The organism is Hymenobacter sp. APR13 (assembly GCF_000737515.1).
In the GTDB taxonomy this organism is placed as follows: domain Bacteria; phylum Bacteroidota; class Bacteroidia; order Cytophagales; family Hymenobacteraceae; genus Hymenobacter.
In genome coordinates, this window is record NZ_CP006587.1 from 2,739,526 (window position 1) to 2,758,946 (window position 19,421).

The following is a 19,421-nucleotide window of genomic DNA, read 5'->3' on the forward strand; positions in this document are numbered from 1 at the left end:
TGCAACGCATAGCAGCTTGCCAAATAGAGGCTTGGATTGCAGCAACAATCTTTACCACTCCAAGATCCTAACCGGTAGTTATGCGTCTTATCATTATAGCTTCGCTGTTATTAGGGGTTTCTGCCTCCGGCCAGGCCCGGCCGCTAGTGCGGGTGCAGCTAAAACTGGAGCCGGCTACGCACCGCTTCACCTGCCACTACACGTTCCGGCTGCCGGCCTCTGACACCAGCTCCGTACTAAAGCTCAACCTCAACCGGCAGTTTCAGCTGCAGCAGGTGCGCAGCACCGGCGCCGCGCGCCCGCGCACCGCGCGGCTGTTCTACCCGTTTTTCGGGGATACGCTGCAGCAGGTGACGGTGCGCTTCGGCAACGGACCGGCCCGCCGTCAGGTGGAGTTGACGTACGTGGGCACCCTAGGCAAGGGCAATTTCACTGCCGACGTAAACGTGTTGAGTGGCCACAGCAACTGGCTGCCGTTCCGGCCCTACGCCGAGTATGAGGTGGTGGACTACGAGCTGGCCGTGCGGGTGCCGACCGGCTATCAGGTATTGAGCACCACCGCGCCGCGCCGAGAGCGGGCCGGCAGCTACGCTTTCCGCGGCAGCACCAGCGCCACCGAGCTGACGGCTATCGTGGCGCGGCAGTTCGGGCAGCTGGTGGCCGGCAGTGCGCCGCGCATCACGGTGGTGAAAGCCGCCGCTGCGCCGGGGCGGGCGGATTCGGTGCTGCTGCAGAAAACCCAGGACATCGTGGCGTTTTACAACCGCAGCATCGGCCGCCAGGATGCGGTTGCGCAGTTCACGGTGTTCCTGCCCGGCACCAACCACGAAGCCTACGGTCTGCTCGACAACGCCACCGTCATCACATACACTGATTTCGACGTGGCCAAGCGGGGGGATTTGCTGATTCTGGACCACGAGATAAGCCACAAATGGTGGGCCTACGGCTCGTACCACGACGACAGCGCGTGGCTGAACGAAGCCTTCGCCACCTACTCCAGCCTGCTGTACCTGCAAGCAAGCGGGGATGCCGAGGGCTACCGGCAGGAGCTGGCGAAGCTGGCCACCTCGGCCGCCGGTGCACCGCCAATCCTGGGCTTCAACCGCTACCAGCACGAGCCGGCCGTTTTCCGCCGGGTGGTGTACAACAAAGGCACGGTAATCCTCGCGGCCCTGCACGACCGGTTGGGAACCGAATCATTCAACGCCGTGCTGGCCGCCACGGCCGCCCGCCAAGTGTCCACCACGGCCGGCTTTCTGGAAGTAGTGGCCCAGCTTTCCGGCCAGCCCACCCGCGACTGGCTGCTGGCTGAGTTAAGCCGGTAGGTTGGTTTGAAGCCGTTTCAAAAATTGAATACAAAGCCCGGCAAAGGCTTTAAGCGTTTTGCTGCGTTACGCCCCCTAAAACGCTAGCTATCAAGCGAAACGAGCGTACCTAAGCTGTTGTACAATATTCTGTGATATGAGTTACGATTTGATGATTTTCAGCTCAGAAGCTGCTCCAAAAACACGGGCTGATTTCATGCTTTGGTACGCCCGGCAGACGGCATGGACAGAGGGGCACAGCTACCAGAACCCCACCATCACGACTCCTGGGCTACGCTCTTGGTATTTGGATATGATGCAAACCTTTCCGGACATGAATGGACCAGAGGCGACGGATGACCACACCAGTGAGTATGAGACGGACTATACCATCGGCAGAGCAGTAATCTATGCTGCCTTCAGCTGGCGCCTTGCTGAAGAGGCAAACACCACAGCTCGCCAGCTAGCCCAAAAGCATCAGGTCGGCTTGTACGACCCTAGTTTTAATGGGCCTATTCTGGTTCCTCATAACGGGCAGTTGAAACCAATGGAAGGTGTCAATACACGAATACAGGATGTAAGGAAGCCATGGTGGAAAGTGTGGTAAAGCTGCCTTAGCAAATTTTACGTGCTGTAATTCCTGTTCATTGAGTGTCCTCAATGCGTAAATCACTTAATCACGGTCACCTCATGAAAACGATTCTGCTAGCCGTGCTGCTCCTTGCCTTCCACATATCCACGGCACAAGCCTGTTCCTGTATCAGCGGCGCCCGCGTTTCCGAGAAACAGCAGATTGCGGCTGCTTACCAGCGCGACGCCCTGATATTCGTGGGCAAGGTGGTGAGCGTGGAAACCGTCGTGACGACTGATTCCGTGCGGGTGGCGGACACCGGGCCGGTGCAAAAGCAGTTCCAGCTTGTCCGGCGCGAAACGTTGCGCTACACCTTTGCCGTGGCGCAGCAGTTGAAAGGGGCAGCTACGGGCCCGACGGTGTGGATAGCCAGTGAAACGTCCAGTTCAATGTGCGGCAAGCAGTTCAAAGTAGGCTCCGAGCAACTGGTGTATGCTTACCTCGTGAGCCAGAAAGAGTCGCCCTACGGCGGGGAATTACGAAATATCACGCCCTACTACGAAACCAGCCTGTGCAACCGCAGCCAGGAGCTGAACCAGGTGAAGCCAGCTGAGCTAAAGCAGCTGCGGAAGCTCGCGGAGGCCGGCTAGCCATTCCACGCTGCGGAGAACAAGAGCTAAAAAGCTAGTTCCCCTCCTTGGAAAGGAGGGGCTAGGGGTGGTTGACAATCGTTGAACGGCTTTAGAGTTAGCTCTAATCATCGTTCTGACAGTATCAACCACCCCTAGCTCCTCCTTTCCAAGGAGGGGAGCTAGCTCTCTAGCTGTGGCATCGTAGTCCGCAGCATTTCATGGCTAGCGCCACCTCAATCCTCCTCGCCGAGCCGTTCTTTGGTGATGACGTTCACCATGCCGTCTTCGCTTACCACGATGGCCAGGCACGGATACGGCGAGGTTTCGACGTAGCGGATGGCTGAGTTGTAGCGGGCGCCGCGGGTGCTGGTGCCGCGGCCCGAGGCCTTGCCGTCCAGAATCACGCCGATGGAGTAGCAGTAGCTGTCGGGGTCGAGGAGCACGGCGCCGTCGATGCTGGTGACGAGGCGGGTGATGAGCGGCGTGAGCGGCACCGGCTCGATGAGCGTGCATTGCAGCTTGAGGCGGTCGGCTTCGGCCAGCGCCTCGGTGGTGATGACCAGCAGTGTGCCGTGCTTCTGGCGGCTGGCTTCCAGCACCACGTCCCAGAGGCGCTCAATTTTGGCCGGGTCGGTGAGCTGGAACGTGCGCTTGAGGTCTTTGCGGAAGCGGCTGCGGTTCACGCGGAAGCGCGGCAGGCTCGGCTGGCTGTAAATCGTGCGCATCAGCACCTTGCCATCGTGCTGAAACTCCCAGGCGTAGTGGTTGATGAAGTTGATGACGAACACGTCTTCGCGGGCGGGGTCGTAGGTGCCCACCAGGCGGCCCAGCGCGTACACGTTTTCGCTGTCGGCCAGCAGACTCACGTCGGGCGTGGTCATCTCCAGGAGCTTGCGCACGGCGCGGTAGTCGGTGAGCGGGGTGGGGCAGGTGAGGGCGAATACCTCCTCCAGATTCGGGTGGTGCCGCCGCGCCAGAATGACTTTGCCCACGCCCTCGGCTCCTTCGTAGCGGAGGCTGGAAATGGTGTTGAGCGTGTGAAACAGCCGCGCCGCGCCCGGCTCGGCGCCGAGGGCCTGGGCGGGCGTGTCGAGCAGGCTTTTGCCGGCGGCGCGCAGCAGCTCCTCGGTTTCGCGGGGGCGCACCAGCAGGCCCGAGCCGGGCTCCGGCTCGCTGAGCAGCTTCACGCATTCCTCGTGGAAGCGCTGCATGGCCGAAGTCAGCAACGAGGGCATCAGGGGCCGGCCATCGGTATAGAAGCGGTTGGCGCGCAGCGAAGGATAGCCGCGCAGGGGCTTGCGCTGCACCCGCAGCACCGTCATCACGAAGAAGCCGTGAATCTCGATGGGCCAGCCGGCCACGTGCTGGTGCTGGGTGTGCTCGTCGAGCTTGTCGAGGACGGCCTGCACGGCTTTGCGCACGCCCAGGCCTTCGTGGCGGCGGCGCACCATTTCGGGGCTCACGTCGTCGCGGCCGGCAAAGGGCGGGGCGGTCTGGCTTTGCAGGATACGGCCCTCCGCTACCACGTTCTCAAACTGCCGCGCATCGAGGCCGCACAGGGCGGGCTCCAGGCAGGCCGCGGGTGCGGCCGAACCGGGCTGCGCGGGCAGGGCCAGCAGCAGCACGTAGGGCTCCAGATCTTCATCAAGCGCGCTGAACAGGCCGTCGGCCAGCACCTGCGCCACCTGCCGGAACCGGGCCTGGTGGGGCCACACCCGGAACGCATCGGATACGGGGGCTTCGTAAGTGGGCGCTACGGGAGGCGCGGAAAGCAGCGGGAGCGGGGAAAGCATGCGAGTACGGTAGGAAAAGCGGGGCCGGTAGCAAGCACCACCGCCCGGCAACGAGGCCGGGGCTGTCTGGATAGACGCATAACCCCGGCAAGTATTTTAAAAAGCATTCAGTGGCGCGAAAATTCGTTCCGCGACGAGCAGTACGAGTGTCCGACGACTACTGCCGCGTGGGAACTCGCGGTGCTTGTCGTGAAACAGATTTTCGCGCCACTGTACGGAAGGCTACAGCTGAAACAGAACAGGCAACACCATTTTTTGTCGGACCGGTTCGCCTTTGTAGGTGGCGGCGGTCCACTTGGGTGCGGCTTTGATGAGGCGTAGCGCCTCCTGGTCGAGGCCCGAGCCGAGTGGCTTGAGGACTTTGGCGTCGGTGAGTGAGCCATCCTTCTGGATGATGAACTCCACCATCACGCGGCCCTCAATCTTGCGCTGGCGGGCCAGCGCCGGGTATTTCTGGTTTAACTGAATCCACTCGAAAAACGCTTCCGTGCCGCCCACCGGCCGCGCCGGCTGGTCGGCCTTGACGGTGGTGGTGCCGCCGCTTGGGGCGCCCGGAGCCACGAAAGCTGTGCCGGTAACGGCCGCGTCGTCGGTGCCGGCCGGAATCTGGAACGTGATGGGCACCGTCACGCGCTGGCGCACCTTGCCGCCTTTGTGCATGGCCGGCGTCCAGCGCGGGCCGGCCTTGATGAGGCGCAGGGCCTCGGCATCCAGCTCCGGGTCGAGGGGCGCGGCCACTTCGGCACTAGATACGGCCCCGCTTTTCTCCACCACGAACGTAACCGTGACGGTGCCGGCCGCGCCGCGCTGCAGCGCCGCCGTGGGGTACTGCTGCTTGTCGGCCAGGTACTGCGCGTAGGCATCGAGGCCACCAACGGGCACGGCGGGCTGCGCTACGGCGTCGTAGATCTGGTCGGCGGGCGGGGCCTTGGGGTACTTGAGCTTCTGCTGGGCCTGCCCGGCGGCCGGCAGGGCCAGGGCAGCAGCCAGCACCAGGCAGCGGAGAGTGGAATGCATAGCGGCGACGAAAAAACCAGGGAAACAGCGGGCCCGGAACGGCGGGGCGTTTCTCAACAACCGCACCAGGGGCCGCCCGGGTTCAGCCTCTACGCAGCAAGCCCGAAAATCGGCTATTTTTACCGTATGGCACCTGACACTCCTTCCGCATCGGCCGGCACTCCGGCCACCCCGTCGTCTTCGTCGGCGGCGCACAACTCCAGCCGCGCGCCCGAGCCGGTGGGGCTGTACCCGCACGCCCGGCGCGCCGGCAACCTGCTGTTTCTGTCGGGCGTGGGGCCGCGCCAGCGGGGCCAGAAGCACGTGCCCGGCGTGGAGCTGGACGAGGACGGCAACATCCTGCAGTATGACTTCGAGAGCCAGTGCCACGCCGTGTTCCAGAACGTGCGCTACATTCTGGAGGAAGCCGGCGCCCGCTGGGAAGACCTCGTGGACGTAACCGTGTTCCTGACCAACATGCAGGACGACTTTCCCGCCTACAACCGTCTCTACGCCGAGTATTTCGCCACCAACCAGCCCTGCCGCACCACGGTGGAAGTCAACCGCCTGCCCACGCCCATTGCCATCGAGCTGAAGTGTATTGCAGTGATGGCTGGGTAGCGTTGAAGTGCTTATTACCAGTCACTATACTTATTGAGGTGAAAAACTATTACGTGGCAGGCTTGCTGGCTTTGATGCTGTCGGCCGGAACAGGTGCGGCTCAGCCAGGTGCCAAAGCAAAGCCGGTGCTAAAAGCAGCAACTCAGGCCGCTGCGGTAGTGGTAGGTGATTATGCAGGCACGCTGGATGGCAAGTATGCGCTTCGGCTAACAGTTTCGGCAGTGCAGGCCAACGGACAGGTAATGGGCTGCTATTATTATCTGAGTCAGCAAAAGCCCATTTGGCTGGAAGGCTACGTGACGCCCGCCGGCGACTTGTGGCTGGGTGAGAGAGACCTGGAGCAGCCCCAACTGACCTATCGTTGGGATGGAAGCCGCCAGCCCCGCCAGCCGTTTGCGTATTTCCGCTTGCGCCAAACCGCTACGGGCACGCTGGCAGGCACCTGGCGGGCGGCCAAATCTGAGCGGCAATTGTCAGCCCAGCTGACGAGCTACCGCAGCCCTGGCGTTGCCGATAAGGCCCATGTAGGAGAAGCAACGCATTTCGGCGAGTTCCCGGCCCCAGTCTTTACCGTGCCGGATTTTCGTGTGTCGGAAAAGCTGTGGGCGGCTTTTGAGGTAGAAAAGCTGGCTGATATGAGCTGGGAAGAGCTGGCGGAGTTGGCCAAAGCCCGCAAGAGCGGTGAGCGGCAGGGCTATCAAGGTACCGACGCTACCGTAGCCTACAACGACCGGGGGCTGCTGAGTGTGTGGCTGCGCAGTGAGCAGGTGTATGGGCAGCTATCGGCCCGGATGTGGTCGGTGGTGCTGGATTTGCAGACCGGTGAGCACCTTGAGGAGGAAATAGATCCCGCGCAGCGCCCCGCATTTCTGGCGGCAAGCGAGCGGAAGCTGCAGCAGCAAATTGGCCGCTACCTGCACGAACACCCGGACGCCGACGCCGTTGACGTCGCCGGAATCAGTAGTCAACACGTAGATGCGGCACATCTGCCCACCGACCTGCACGTAATGGCCGACAGCGTGACATTTCATCACGCGGTAGACTATGAAGGCATGACCCACTTCGTGAGAAGAGACATGGAGTATGATTTTCGGCTGGCGTTCAGCTTCGCCGAGCTGATGCCTTTTCTGACGCCCGGCAGCCCGTTGCGCCGGTTGGTTAAGCAGTAGTGTAGCCTCCTGCCGGACCTGCGTACCTTCGCAGCATCATCCATTGCTGCTGCTGTGCCCGTTTCTGCTGATTTTCGCCCGATTACCGTTCTGCCCGCCGAGGTCTTTGCGGAGAACCTGACCACGCACGCCGCGCAGGAGCAGCACTACGCCCGGCGGCATCAGCTGGGCGGCTGGCTGCGGGTGCTGCTGTTTGGGGGCGGCGCGGCCGGGGCATGGTGGCTGTTCAGTAGCGGGTTTGTGCTGCCGGGGCTGGCGTTTGTGGTGGGCGTGCTGCTGGCCTTCTGGGGCATGGTGCGCTGGCACGCGGCCGTGGGCTACCAGCGCGAGCATCACCGGCTGCTAACCCAGCTGAATCAGCAGGAGCTGGACCGCCTCGCCGGCAAGCTCGGCGGCTTCGATGCCGGCCAGCGCTACCTCGACGCCCAGCACCCCTACGCCGCCGACCTCGACGTATTCGGGCCCCACTCGCTGTTTCAGCTGCTCAACCGCGCTTCCACCCGCCTCGGCCACGACTGGCTGGCGGGCTGGCTGCTACGCCCGGCCCTCGCCGACGAGGTGCGCGCCCGCCAGCAGGCCGCCGCCGCCCTGGCCCCCGACCTCAACTGGACCCAGGAGTGGCAGGCCCGCGCCCGCCACTTCCCGCGCCAGCACGAAGCCGACCCGCGCGAGTTCAGCGCCTGGCTGGCCCGCCCCGATTTCTTCCAAAACAAAGCCTGGCTGAAGCCGCTGCTGGTGCTGCTGCCGCTGCTGGTGCTGGCCAGCGCCGCCGCCTGGGCGTTGGGGCAGGGCTACTTCTGGCTGATTGGCGCGCAGGTGGTGGTGAGCCTGCTCAACGGCCGCCTCGCTGAAGCCCGCAACGAATACGCCGCCCAGGCCCTGGCCATGCACGATGCCCTGCGCGCCACTCAGGCCCAGCTGGCGTTGTTTGAGGATGAAGCCGCGCCTGACTGGCAGGCGCCGCGCCTGCGCGAGCTGCGCGCCACGTTGCGCGCCGCCAGCCACGGCACCGCCGCCACGCGCCGCCTGGGCCAGCTCACCACCGTGGCGGGCCTGTTTCGGGGGCGCGAGCATCCGCTGGGGGCGCTGCTGCTGAACAACTTTCTGCTCTGGGATTTGCACGCCATGTGGCAGCTGGAGCGCTGGAAGCGTGATTTGGGCCCGGAGCTGACCACCGTGCTGGAAGTGCAGGCCGAGCTGGAGGCGCTGGTGAGCCTGGCCGGCTGGCAGTTCGCCAACCCCACCTACACCACGCCCGAACTGAGCGTCGGCCCGCTGGAAGTGGCCGCCGAAGCTCTGGGCCACCCGCTCATCTTCGCGGCCCAGCGCATCACCAACGACTACCAGACCATCGGCTACGGGCAGACGGCCGTCATTACGGGCTCCAACATGGCCGGCAAAAGCACGTTTCTGCGCACCGTAGGTTTGAATATGGCGCTGGCGCTGGCCGGCGGCGTGGTGTGCGCCCGGCGTCTGCGCCTGAGCCCGGCACAGCTGTTCTCGGCCATGCGCACCCAAGACAACCTCGCCGAAAGTACGTCCTCGTTCTACGCCGAACTCAAGCGCCTCAAGCTGCTGCTGGACATGTCTTCTTCTGAATCAAAAATTCAACAGGAAGAATTGAAAATGACGCGCGAGCCCGCCGGCGCCAGCTTTTCGGCCCCAAGCAACCAGCCAAAATCGAACTACGAACAACCAACAACGAACAACGAACTCCCCGTTTTCTACCTGCTCGACGAGATTCTGAAGGGCACCAACTCGCTGGACCGGCACCGCGGGGCGCGGGCGCTGCTGCGGCAGCTGCACCAGCGCCGCGCCGCCGGCCTCATCAGCACCCACGACCTGGAACTGGCCGCCCTGGAAGGCGAGTGGCCCGGGCAGGTGCGCAACTTCAGCTTCAATAGCACGTTCAGCGAGGGCGAAATCCACTTCGACTACCACCTCACGCCCGGCCCTTGCCAGGCCTTCAACGCCAGCCAGCTCATGCAGTTGATGGGCATTGAAATTTAATGGGGGATGGCTGAAGGGCTGAATGGTTGACTCTTCAACGGGTTGACTGAACGGCCATTCATCAGTTCAGCCATGTAACAATTCAACAGTTCACTCAATGTACGTTCGGAATAATCTGCGCTGGCGCGTCATCTGGAAATTCTCCTGGAAAGGGCTGCTGGTATTCACGCTGTATTCGCTACTGATCTGCCTGGTGTATGGGCCGGTGGGATTCCATTCGCTGTCGATTCCGTGGCAGCCGGTGGCTACGCTGGGCATTGCGGTGTCGTTCTATATCGGTTTCAAAAACAACGGCTCCTACGACCGTTTCTGGGAGGGCCGGCAGCTGTGGGGCGGCATCGTGAACTACAGCCGCACCTGGGCTATTCAGGCGCTGGAATACGTGACGTCGGTGGTGGATGCGCCGGGCGTGGAGGCGCCGGCGGCCTCGCACGCCGAGTTGAGCTTGCGCCACCGCCGCCTCGTGTACCGCCAGATAGCCTGGGCCAACGCCCTGCGCCTGCAACTGCGCCGCCAGATAGACCAGTGGGACACCCAGGTGGCCCCGTTTCTGGACCCTGCCGAGTCGCGGGAGATGCAGCGCAAGCAGAACCCCTCAGCGCACCTGCTGCGCCAGCAGGCCGCCGACCTGCGGGTGCTGCGCGAGGAGCGCGGCCTGCTCAACGACTTCCAGCACGTGAACATGATGACCAGCATCGAGCAGTTCAACAACCTGCAGGGCGGCTGCGAGCGAATCAAGAACACGCCGTTTCCGCGCCAGTATGCCTTCTACAGCTTCATGTTTGTGTGGATTTTTGCGGCGCTGCTGCCGCTGGGCCTCATCGGCGAGTTTGTGAAGATGGGTCCCGACCACATCTGGCTGACCGTGCCGTTTTCGGTGCTGGTGTCGTGGGTGTTCTACATCATCGAGATGGTGGGCCACAGCAGCGAGAATCCGTTTGAAAACGAGATGAACGACGTGCCGATGACGGCCATCTGCCGCACCATCGAAATCGACCTGCGCGAAATGCTGGGCGAAACCCACCTGCCGCCCAAGCTGGCCCCCATCGACGATATTCTGTATTAAGTATGGAGTCGTGAGCAGCTGGCAAGCGGCTGGTGGCAGTTCAAGCAAACGACTGTGATGCAGTGTTTTAAGTTATTAAATACTCATTACTAAACACTCAATACTCTCAGATTCCACCCCTGCATGAACGCCCAAGCCCGCAAGGTTCGCTACTTCTTCTTCAGCCAGGATTTTTCCGACGCGCTGCGCATCACGCTGGCCGTGCTGCTGCCGGGCGTAGTGCTGGGCTGGCTGGGGCAGTTGGGCACCGGCGTGGAAGTGGCGCTGGGCGCGCTCTGCATCAGCATCACCGACTCGCCGGGGCCGGTGGTGCACCGCCGCAACGGCATGCTGGCGGGTATTCTGCTGCTGCCGGGGCTGGCCTTGCTCACGGGCCTGCTGCAGCCCTACATCTGGCTGCAGGGGCTGGAAATTGGGGTGCTGAGCTTTGTGTTCACGCTGTTTCTGGCCTACGGCAACCGGGCAGCTTCCGTCGGCTCGGCCGGGCTGCTGCTTGTTATTCTGATGATGGACCGAAGCCTCACGCTGCGCCAGCTGGTAGAATACGCCCTGCAGGTGACGGCCGGCGGCGTGTGGTATCTGCTGGTAAGCTTGCTCTGGTACCAGATCCGGCCCTACCGCCCGGCCCAGCAGGCGCTGGGCGAGTGTGTGCAGGCCATTGCCGGCTTCCTGCGCCTCAAGGCCGAATTCTACCGCACCGGCACTAAGCTCGACGACGACTTCCGCCGCCTGATGGCCCAGCAGGTGACCGTGAGCGAAAAGCAGGACGCCGTGCGCGAACTGCTGTTCAAAACCCGCCAGATGGTGAAGGAATCCACCGGCACGGGCCGCCGGCTGGTGCTCACCTTCGTGGATGCCGTGGACCTTTACGAGCACATCACGGTATCGTATTTCGACTACGCAGCCCTGCACGCCCGCTTCGAGGCCACCGGCGTGCTCGACGCCATTGCCGGGCTGGTAGAGCAAATGGCCGCCGAGCTGGAAAGCATCGGGCTGGCCATCGAAGCCAACCACGGCCACACGGCCCGCGTGAACCTCACGGCCGGCCTGGAGCAGCTCAAGGCCCGCATCGACGCCCTCGAAAACCCCACCCAGCCCGGCCACACGCTGGTGCTGAAGAAGATTCTGGTGAACCTGCGCAACCTCACCCAGCGCCTGCAGGACATCCTGGCCTACTTCGATGCCCAGGCGCCGGCCGCGCCCACTGTTACGGGGCGGGAACTGGAGTTCGGCAAGTTTGTAGGCCACCAGCAGTTCGGGCTGGCTCAGCTCCGCGACCATCTCACGCTCAGCTCCGGGGTGTTCCGGCACGCCGTACGCATGATGCTGGCCTGCCTGGCGGGCTTCGTGGTGGCCAAAGTGCTGCTGCCCGGCCACCACAGCTACTGGATCATCATGACCATCACCTACATGCTCAAGCCGGCGTTCAGCCTCACCAAAAAGCGCAACATCAACCGCGTGTTGGGGACGCTGCTGGGCGGCGTGATTGGCGGGCTGGTGCTTTGGCTGATTGACGACCGGATGGTGCTGGTGGCGCTGCTGGGCGTGTTTATGCTGATTTCGTTCAGCTTCACGCGCAGCAACTACATCGTGGCCGTCACGTTCATGACGCCCTTCGTGCTGATCCTGTTCAACTTCATGGGCCTGGGCTACCTGCAGGTGGTGGAGGAGCGCGTGCTCGACACCATAATGGGCTGCCTGCTGGCGTTTGCGGCCAGCTACCTGCTGTTTCCACGCTGGGAATCCGACCAGCTGCAGGACTACATGCGGGCCGTGCTGCGCGCCAACCTGCGCTACCTCCAGACGCTGCAGGAAAGCCTGCTGGGCTCGCCCGTGGCCGTGCTCGACTACAAGCTGGCCCGCAAAGACGTGTACGTCAGCTCGGCCAACCTCGCGGCAGCGTTCCAGCGCATGATGTCGGAGCCGCGCGGCAAGCAGCACCGCCCCACCGAGGTGCACGAGTTTGTGGTGCTCAACCACATTCTGTCGTCGAATGTGGCCTCCATTACGTCGGGGCTGCTGGCTGGCAGCACCCGCCCGGAGCAGCCCGGCGTGCTGCTGCGGCCCTTGCGGCAGGCCCGGCAGGCCCTGCACCGCAGCCTGCGCCGCCTCGACCCCGCCGAACCCGCCGCCACCCCCGATGCCACCACTATCGACCCCATCCCGCGCCGCCCCGACCCCGCTTCCCCCGACGCCCAGCTCACCGAGCAGCTGGAGTTTATCCAGAAAGTCAGCGGCGACATCAGCAAGCTCACCGAGGAAGTGCTGGAGTAGGGCAGTGGCCGGGCGGGTGCAGCAGGGCCGCTGTCAGGCTGGCGCGGAATGTAGAGACACAATATTTTGTGTCTCGTCGTTGCTGATGTTGATGCACTGGCGCACATCCGGCAACGCACGTTCATTGGCGCACTTCCGGCAACGACGAGACGCAAAATATTGCGTCTCTACCTCGCTAACTCAACCTCCAGAGAAACGCCATAACGCACAACTGCCCGCCTGGCGCAAGCCAAGCGGGCAGTTGTGTTAGGAGTTGATTTTGTCTTACAGCTTCACGCCGAATGAGGCAAACCAGGTGCGGCCGTCGGCGGGCAGCAGGCCGGGGCCGGGGTAGCCGCCGGAGCGGCGCGTGAAGTAGTTTTTGTCGAACACGTTGTTGAGGCCGCCGCGCACCGTGAAGCGCTTGGCAAAGCGGTAGGTGGCCGACACGTCGGTGACCGAGTAGCCGGGCACGCGGCCGGTGGTGGCGGCGGCGTTAGGCTCCACCGTGTTGGTGGCATCCGTGAACACCTCCGATACGCGGGTCAGCTGCGCCGTGGTGGAGAAGCCTTTGTGCGCAAACGTGGCCCCGAAGCGGTGCGTGTACTTGGGCGCATACTCCACGCGGTTGTTTTTCAGGTCGCCTTCCTGCAGGTTGCTGCCGCTGAGCGTGGCCGTGCGCAGCTGGGTGTAGCGGGCATCCACGAAGGACGAAGACGCAAACACATCAAAGTGCGGCAGGTCGAAATTCTGGGTGAGGGCGTGCACCAGATCCAGCTCCACGTAGGCTTCCACGCCCTTGTGCACGCTGGTGCCGATGTTGGTGCGGAACTGCTGGGTGGCGGTGGTGCTGCCCGGCACAAAGCGGCGGATGGTGCCAATCCGGTCGTCGTAGCGCAGCCAGAAGCCGTCCACGTCGAAGGTGAGGATGTTTTTCCAGCTGCCACGGTAGCCCAGCTCGGCATTGAAGCCGCGGGCGTCCTGCAGGTTGGGGTCGATAACGTCGGAAGTGGCCGGGGGCGTCAGGTCGCCGAACGTAACGGGGCGGAAGGCGCGCGAGTAGTTGGCGTAGAAGCTGGTCTGGCCGGTGGCGCGCAACTCGGCGCCGGCGCCGTAGAGCAGCACCTTGCGGCGCGAGTCCTGGCGGATCTGGTTCTCCGAGCCGTCGGCGTTCAGGCTGAGGTAGCCGCGGCCCTGGTTGTCAATCACCTCCAGGCGCACGCCCGGCGTGAAGGTCAGGCGCGAGCCCACCCGGAAGATGTTCTCCACGAAGGCGGCATAGTTGCGGGTCCGGAAGCTCAGGTCGCGGCCGTAGCGGGCGGCCTGCAGGTCGAGGTTGAAGTCGGAGCCGGTGTCGCCTTTGCCCTGCTGGCGGCGGCCCAGGTTGGCGGCGGCCACGCGCAGGCCGGCGGCCAGCGTGTGCTGCTGGCCCAGCAGGTCGTAGTCGGTGAGCAGGCGCAGCTCCGAGCCCAGGTTGCGGTACCGGTCCCGGTCGAGCTGGCGCGCAGCGGCCTGGCCGGTGGCGGGGTTCTCGTTGTCGGGCAGGGCCACGCTCACGCTGCTGGGCAGCCCGATGGAATTCCGCTCGCCAATCAAACCAAAGGTTTTCAGGCTCAGGCGCGTGCGCTCCGAAAACTGGTAGTCGGCCGTGAAGGCCGGGATGGTCCAAGGCGTGCTGAACCAGTTGCGGCCGCGGCTGCTCTTGCGCACGTCGCCGTTGTAGAACTGCTCGTCCGTGAGGCCGCCGGGTTGCTGAATCTCGTAACCGAGGTGGCTGATTTCGGCACCCAGCCGCAGCTTGTCGGTGGCCTGAAACTGCACGTTGCCGTGGAAGTTGCGGATGTTGAACTCCGAGTTGTCGCGCCAGCCGCCGCCCACGCGCTGCTGGTAGTAGCCGAAGTAGCTCACCTTGCCCACGGTGCCGCCCAGGGAGTTGTAGGTGCCCAGCAGGCCGTTGTTGCCCACGCTGTTGCTGGTCTCAAACTGAATCTTTTTGTCTTTGGGGCCGCGCTTCAGCTCGTAGTTCAGCAGGCCGCCAAACTGCGGGCCGTACTGCAACGAGCCGCCGCCGCGCACAATCTGGATGCGCTCCACGGCTTCCAGCGGCGGATTGTAGTAGGCCTCCGGGTAGCCCATGGGGTCGGAGCTGATGTCCATGCCGTTCTGGCGGGTGTTGAACTCCCAGCTGCGGTTGGGCGAGAGGCCACGGGTGGCCACGTTGATCTGCTGGCCCGAGCCGTCGCTTTCCCACACGGTCACGCCGGGCACTTTGGCAAACACCTGGCGGGCGCTGTTCACCACCAGGTTGGCGTCGAGCTTGTCCAGCTCCACCACCTCGTTTTTCTTGCCCGCGGTGATGGTGTTGCCATCCACTTCGGGCGCGAAACGCAGGCTTTTGGCCGCCACCGTCACGCCGGCCAGCTGCTGCACGGCCTCTTCAATCGTAAGCTTGAGCGCCAGCGGCTGCCCGCTCTGCAGCGTCACGGTCTGGCTGATGGGCCGGATGCTCAGGCCGCTCACCGTTATGGTAGCTTCGCCCACGGGCAGCCCGTAGAGGCGAAATGCGCCGCGCGCGTCCGTCACGGCCGTGCGCTCCCCAACGGCTACCAGCACGCCTTCCACGGCTTTGCCGGCCGGGTCGAGCACGGTGCCGGTGAGCGTGGCGCCCTTGCCGGGCTCGTCGTGGCGGAGGTGAAGCGGGCTGGCTACGGCGGCCACTGGAGTGGCCGTGGTGCCGGCCGCAAGCAGCAGGGAAGAAAGGAGCAGGGAAGAACGACGCATGAGCAGCAGGGTTATCAGCCGGAGGTTGGCTGAATTCTGCCGCAAAGGTAAGTCTGTTTAGAATATATTTAAATAGTTGATTGGAAAATATCTAAATAGCGAACGGCGCAGTATCGCGAACTACAAAGTTCGTGCTACCTCGCCGTTCAAGGCACTGTGGGACAGTATGGTTCGGAATGGCGGCAGTAGCGCGAACTTTGTAGTTCGCGCCCCCGCGCCGTTCGGGCTCTTGTAGGATGGTGTCGTTGTGATGGCGTGGGGACGCGAACTACAAAGTTCGCGCTACTGCCGGCGAGGCTGCGGGTGCTAGCGCTCCAGCTTGAAGCCCGGCTCGCGGGCCGGGGGCTCGGTGCGGTTGGACACGGCCCAGCCGGTGCGGTACATCCACTGGGTCATGCGCAGCAGCTTGCCGTAGTCGATGCGGCTGGCTTCGTCTTTGGGCGTGTGGTAGTCGGCGTGGAGCAGGGAGGTGTACATGATGGCCGGAATGCCCAGGCGGGCGTAGGGCAGGTGGTCGGAGCGGAAGTACCAGCCCTCGGGGTGGGTGGCCTTGTCCCACTCGGTGTCCAGCTTGAACTTCGGGCCTTCCTGGTTGGCTGCCAGGGCGGTTTTAACCAGATCCGACGAATTCAGGTGGGGCGGCGTGGAGCCCAGCAGGGCCGCGGAGTCGGCAGCGTTGCGGCCCATCATTTCGGCGTTCAGCACCGCCACGATGGACTCTTTCGGCACAGTGGGCTTGTCGGAGAAATAGCGTGAGCCCAGCAGGCCGCGCTCCTCGGCCCCATGGAATACAAACAGCGCCGAGCGGCGGGCGGGCTCCTGCTTATAGGCCCGCATGAGGGCCAGCAGCGCCGCGCAGCCAGTGGCGTTGTCGTCGGCGCCGTTGTAGATGGAGTCGCCGGCCATGGGGGCGCGGGCGCCGTCGTGGTCCTGGTGAGTGCTGAAGAGCACGTACTCGTTTTTGAGCTGGGCATCGGTGCCGGGCATCTTGGCCACAATGTTCACCGACGGATACGCGAAGCTCTCCACCTTCAGCTCGGCGCTGAACTGCTGGCCGGCCTGCTTGGCCCAACTCAGGGCCTCGGCGGGCAGCCACACCACCGGCGGCTGGTTCACCACGGCCGTGTTGGGGTCGCCGGGCAGGCCGTAGCGGCCCCGCTCGTAGATGTGGCTCCAGTGCTCGTAAATGGCCTGCGCCTTGTCATCAGACACAAACACCACGGCCACGGCGCCGGCCTTGAACAGCTCGGCGGCCTGGTCGCGGAGCTTCCCGAACAGGTAGCGCCGGTAGCTGATGCCGTCGGTGGGCGCGCCCGAAACCTGGAGCGCCACGGCCTTGCCCTTCAGGTCCACTTTGGCCAGCTCGGCCGGGGTGGCCAGGCCCACGAACACCAGCGGCGCGTTCACGCTGGCATTGGTGGGCGCCACCACCATGGCGTCGTGGTTGGGCTTGAGCTGGCGCGTGCCGATGCGGAGCGTGCTGGCTTTGGTGAGGCGCGTGCGCTGCAGATTGAACCACTGGAAGTAAGTGCCGTCGTCGCCGGCGGGCTCCATGCCGGTGGCCCGAATCTGCTCGGCCAGCCAGGCAGAGGCGCGCAGCTCGTCGAGGGTGCCGCCCTCCCGGCCGCGGTACTTGTCGTCGGCCATCGCAAACAGGTCACGCTTGAGGTCGGCTTCCTTGATGGCAGCAAGGCCGCTACCGGCTTTAGACGTTTTGGTGGCTTTGGCGGGTTTCTGCTGGGTGAAGCCGGCCAGTGGAGTAGTAAGAGCAAGGCCGGCCAGCAGCAGGCGCAGCGTAGTATGGCGGAAGTGGTTCATGGCAGGAAGTAGCGTGAAAGAGGAAAGCTACACGAAAAAGCCCCGCCCACCAATGGTGGAGCGGGGCCATAAGAGTGTAATGCGCAGTTCTACTTCGTGCGAGGCGTCAGGGCCACGAAACGAAATTCACGGAGAGCAACGTCCGTGCGCCTCGCGAAGTGGAACTTCGCGTTACACTCTGGGGGCTCATCTAATAAGTTGCTACAAGCGCAAATCCTGGAAAAAGTATGCTACGGGCTACTTCGCCGCTTCCGGCTTGAGCGTGCGGCCCAGCCACTCAAAGAACACCCGGTTCCAGAGCACCGCGTTCTGGGGTTTGGAAATCCAGTGGCCCTCGTTGGGGAAGTACAGGAAGCGGCTCGGGATGCCGCGCAGCTGCGCCGTACCGAAGGCCTCCATGCCCTGGCCCTCGGGCACCCGGAAATCCTTGCCGCCGTGAATCACCAGGATAGGCGTATCCCAGTTTTTGGCAAACTGCTGGGGGTTGAAATCAGTGTAGCTCTTGTGCAGCGGGGTTTCCCAGGGCGCGGCCCCGATGTCGTGCTTGGCGAAGAACATTTCCTCGGTGCTGGGGTACCAGCTGGTGAGGTTGTAGAGGCCGCAGTGGGCAATGAACGTCTTGAAGCGGCCCTCGTGCTTGCCGGCCAGCAGGTATACCGAGTAGCCCCCGTAGGAGGCGCCCACGCAGCCCAGACGGGCCTTGTCCACGTAGGGCTCGGCACTCACGTTGTCAATAGCCGAGAGGTAGTCCTGGATGGGCTGGCCGCCCCAGTCGCCCGAGATGCTGTTGTTCCACTCGGTGCCGAAGCCAGGCAGGCCGCGGCGGTTGGGGGCCACCACAATGTAGCCCTGGGCCGCCAGCAGCTGGAAGTTCCAGCGGTAGGAGAAGCTTTGCGTAATCGGGCTCTGCGGGCCGCCCTGGCAGTACAGCAACGCCGGGTACTTCTTGGCGGGGTCGAAGTCGGGCGGGTAGATGACGTACACCTGCATCTGCTTGCCGTCGGTGGTGCGCACCATGCGGGCCTCGGTTTTGCCGGTTTTCACGCCGGCCAGCTCCTGCGCGTTGATGGTGGTGAGGGCGGTTTCGCGGCCGGTTTTGAGGTCCACGCGCACCAGGTCGGCGGGGCTGGCCTGGGTGGTTTTGCTGACGATGGCCACGCCGGGACCGGCCAGCTCGAAGCTGTTGTAGTTGAACGCGCCCTTGCTGAGCTGCTGCACCTTGCCGCCCTTGGCCGGTACGCTGAACAGCTGCTCGGTGCCTTCCAGCGGGCTCACAAAGTACAGCGTCTTGCCATCGAGGCTCCAGCGCAGGTTGGCGGCGCTCTGCTCCGAGCCCTTGGTCACGTCCTCGCGCTTCTTGGTGTTGAAATCGTACACTACCACGCCGTTGCGGTCCGACTCAAAGCCCGGCATGGCCATGCTTAGCCAGGCTACCTTCGAGCCATCGGGCGAAAACACCGGCTCGGTGTCGTAGCCGCCCAGGCCCTCGCTCAGGTTTTGGGTCTGGCCCGAGCGCACGTCGTAGAGGTAGATGTCGGAGTTGGTGCTTTCGGCCTCGGCCTTGCCCGTGAGCTTGCGCGAGGTGTAAACCAGTCGGTAGCCGTCGGGCGCGAAATTGAGCTGCTCGGAGCCGCCCAGCGGCTGCAGCGGCGAGTCGAACTTCTCGCCGGCCATTACATCCTTGCCGTAGCCGGTGGGCTTGCCATCGGCCCCCACGGGCTGGAAGAACACGTGTGAGGCCTTGTAGTCGTCCCACACGTTCCAGTGGCGGTAGTTCAGGTCGTCGATAATCTTGGCGTCGGCCTTGGGTAGGTCGGGGTACCAGTCCTGCACCGATTTGCCGGTTTTCACGTCCTGGGTGTAGAGCACGAAGTTGGCTTTGGGGGCCAGCTTCAGGTTGCTCAGGCCCTCATCGGGGAACTCACTCAGCAGCTGCTTGCCCGAGCCGTCAGGGCTCATCACGTACAGCTGGTCGGTGCCGCTTTCTCCGCTCAGGAAGGTCAGCTTGCCGTCGGGCCGCCAGTTCAGGGTGTTTTCCGATACGGTGGGCGTGTTGGTGAGCTGCTTGGCCGGGCCGCCGGCCACGGGCACCAGCCAGATGTCGGACTGGCCCTTGTTATCGGCCAGGGTGTAGCGCGTGACGGTGTAGGCCACCGTTTTTTTGTCTGGCGACACCTGCATTTCGCCCAGGCGGCCCAGCTTCATCAGCAGCTCGGGCGTGTAGGTGGTTTGTTGGGCGGCGGCGGCCAGCGGCAGCAGGAGCAGGGAAAGCAGGGGCGCGTTGCGCGCGCCCGTTCGGCGAAGAAAAGACATGATAGAAGGGCGGGATTAGAGAAAATGACGCCGAAGATACTGAACGTAGTGAGCTGTTTTCGTACTTCGCACCTCCGCTCTACCATCCATTACC

The 19,421-nt window shown here is 63.7% G+C and carries 13 protein-coding genes; 8 read left to right on the forward strand and 5 right to left on the reverse strand.

Annotated elements, in window-relative coordinates; translation table 11 throughout:
• Nucleotides 1-80 precede the first annotated feature (80 nt).
• The 3 genes from N008_RS11520 (at nucleotide 81) to N008_RS11530 (ending at nucleotide 2,525) form a co-directional block, all read left to right on the forward strand.
• Nucleotides 81-1,325 carry a M1 family aminopeptidase gene (locus N008_RS11520; RefSeq protein WP_156109255.1) on the forward strand — a complete coding sequence of 415 codons (1,245 nt, stop codon included), beginning with the start codon at nucleotides 81-83 and terminating at the stop codon, nucleotides 1,323-1,325.
• Nucleotides 1,326-1,461: 136 nt separating this feature from the next.
• The gene (locus tag N008_RS11525; protein WP_052381455.1) at nucleotides 1,462-1,911 is read left to right on the forward strand and encodes a hypothetical protein; all 450 of its coding nucleotides are present in this window, start codon (nucleotides 1,462-1,464) and stop codon (nucleotides 1,909-1,911) included.
• An 83-nt stretch (nucleotides 1,912-1,994) separates the two neighbouring features.
• Nucleotides 1,995-2,525: a hypothetical protein gene (locus N008_RS11530; protein ID WP_044016136.1), complete on the forward strand. Its 531-nt coding sequence runs from the start codon at nucleotides 1,995-1,997 to the stop codon at nucleotides 2,523-2,525.
• A gap of 215 nt (nucleotides 2,526-2,740) precedes the next feature.
• Here N008_RS11530 and N008_RS21620 read toward each other — a convergent pair whose 3' ends face one another.
• Both N008_RS21620 and N008_RS11540 read right to left on the reverse strand, forming a co-directional pair.
• Nucleotides 2,741-4,300 (reverse strand): DNA integrity scanning protein DisA nucleotide-binding domain protein, encoded by a 1,560-nt coding sequence (locus N008_RS21620; protein ID WP_052381456.1) that lies wholly within the window; start codon nucleotides 4,298-4,300, stop codon nucleotides 2,741-2,743.
• Between the two features lie 222 nt (nucleotides 4,301-4,522).
• On the reverse strand, nucleotides 4,523-5,317 hold the full coding sequence (locus tag N008_RS11540; protein ID WP_044016138.1) for an energy transducer TonB: 795 nt from the start codon (nucleotides 5,315-5,317) through the stop codon (nucleotides 4,523-4,525).
• Nucleotides 5,318-5,443: 126 nt separating this feature from the next.
• Between N008_RS11540 and N008_RS11545 the strand changes: the two genes are divergently transcribed.
• The 5 genes from N008_RS11545 (at nucleotide 5,444) to N008_RS11565 (ending at nucleotide 12,436) form a co-directional block, all read left to right on the forward strand.
• The gene (locus N008_RS11545) at nucleotides 5,444-5,917 is read left to right on the forward strand and encodes a RidA family protein (protein WP_052381457.1); all 474 of its coding nucleotides are present in this window, start codon (nucleotides 5,444-5,446) and stop codon (nucleotides 5,915-5,917) included.
• Between the two features lie 38 nt (nucleotides 5,918-5,955).
• Complete coding sequence (locus tag N008_RS11550) at nucleotides 5,956-7,086, forward strand: hypothetical protein (RefSeq protein ID WP_156109257.1); 1,131 nt, start codon at nucleotides 5,956-5,958, stop codon at nucleotides 7,084-7,086.
• Nucleotides 7,087-7,140: 54 nt separating this feature from the next.
• Nucleotides 7,141-9,096, forward strand: a complete 1,956-nt coding sequence (locus N008_RS23800; protein ID WP_071884523.1) for a MutS-related protein — start codon at nucleotides 7,141-7,143, stop codon at nucleotides 9,094-9,096.
• 97 nt (nucleotides 9,097-9,193) lie between these two features.
• Nucleotides 9,194-10,162 (forward strand): bestrophin family protein, encoded by a 969-nt coding sequence (locus N008_RS11560; RefSeq protein WP_044016141.1) that lies wholly within the window; start codon nucleotides 9,194-9,196, stop codon nucleotides 10,160-10,162.
• 123 nt (nucleotides 10,163-10,285) lie between these two features.
• Complete coding sequence (locus N008_RS11565) at nucleotides 10,286-12,436, forward strand: FUSC family membrane protein (RefSeq protein WP_044016143.1); 2,151 nt, start codon at nucleotides 10,286-10,288, stop codon at nucleotides 12,434-12,436.
• Between the two features lie 264 nt (nucleotides 12,437-12,700).
• Here N008_RS11565 and N008_RS11570 read toward each other — a convergent pair whose 3' ends face one another.
• From N008_RS11570 to N008_RS11580, 3 genes are all read right to left on the reverse strand, one after another.
• On the reverse strand, nucleotides 12,701-15,196 hold the full coding sequence (locus N008_RS11570; protein ID WP_231569691.1) for a TonB-dependent receptor domain-containing protein: 2,496 nt from the start codon (nucleotides 15,194-15,196) through the stop codon (nucleotides 12,701-12,703).
• A 306-nt stretch (nucleotides 15,197-15,502) separates the two neighbouring features.
• Nucleotides 15,503-17,014 (reverse strand): M28 family peptidase, encoded by a 1,512-nt coding sequence (locus N008_RS11575; RefSeq protein WP_044016145.1) that lies wholly within the window; start codon nucleotides 17,012-17,014, stop codon nucleotides 15,503-15,505.
• Nucleotides 17,015-17,251: 237 nt separating this feature from the next.
• Nucleotides 17,252-19,327 carry an alpha/beta hydrolase family protein gene (locus tag N008_RS11580; protein WP_052381458.1) on the reverse strand — a complete coding sequence of 692 codons (2,076 nt, stop codon included), beginning with the start codon at nucleotides 19,325-19,327 and terminating at the stop codon, nucleotides 17,252-17,254.
• Nucleotides 19,328-19,421 lie beyond the last annotated feature (94 nt).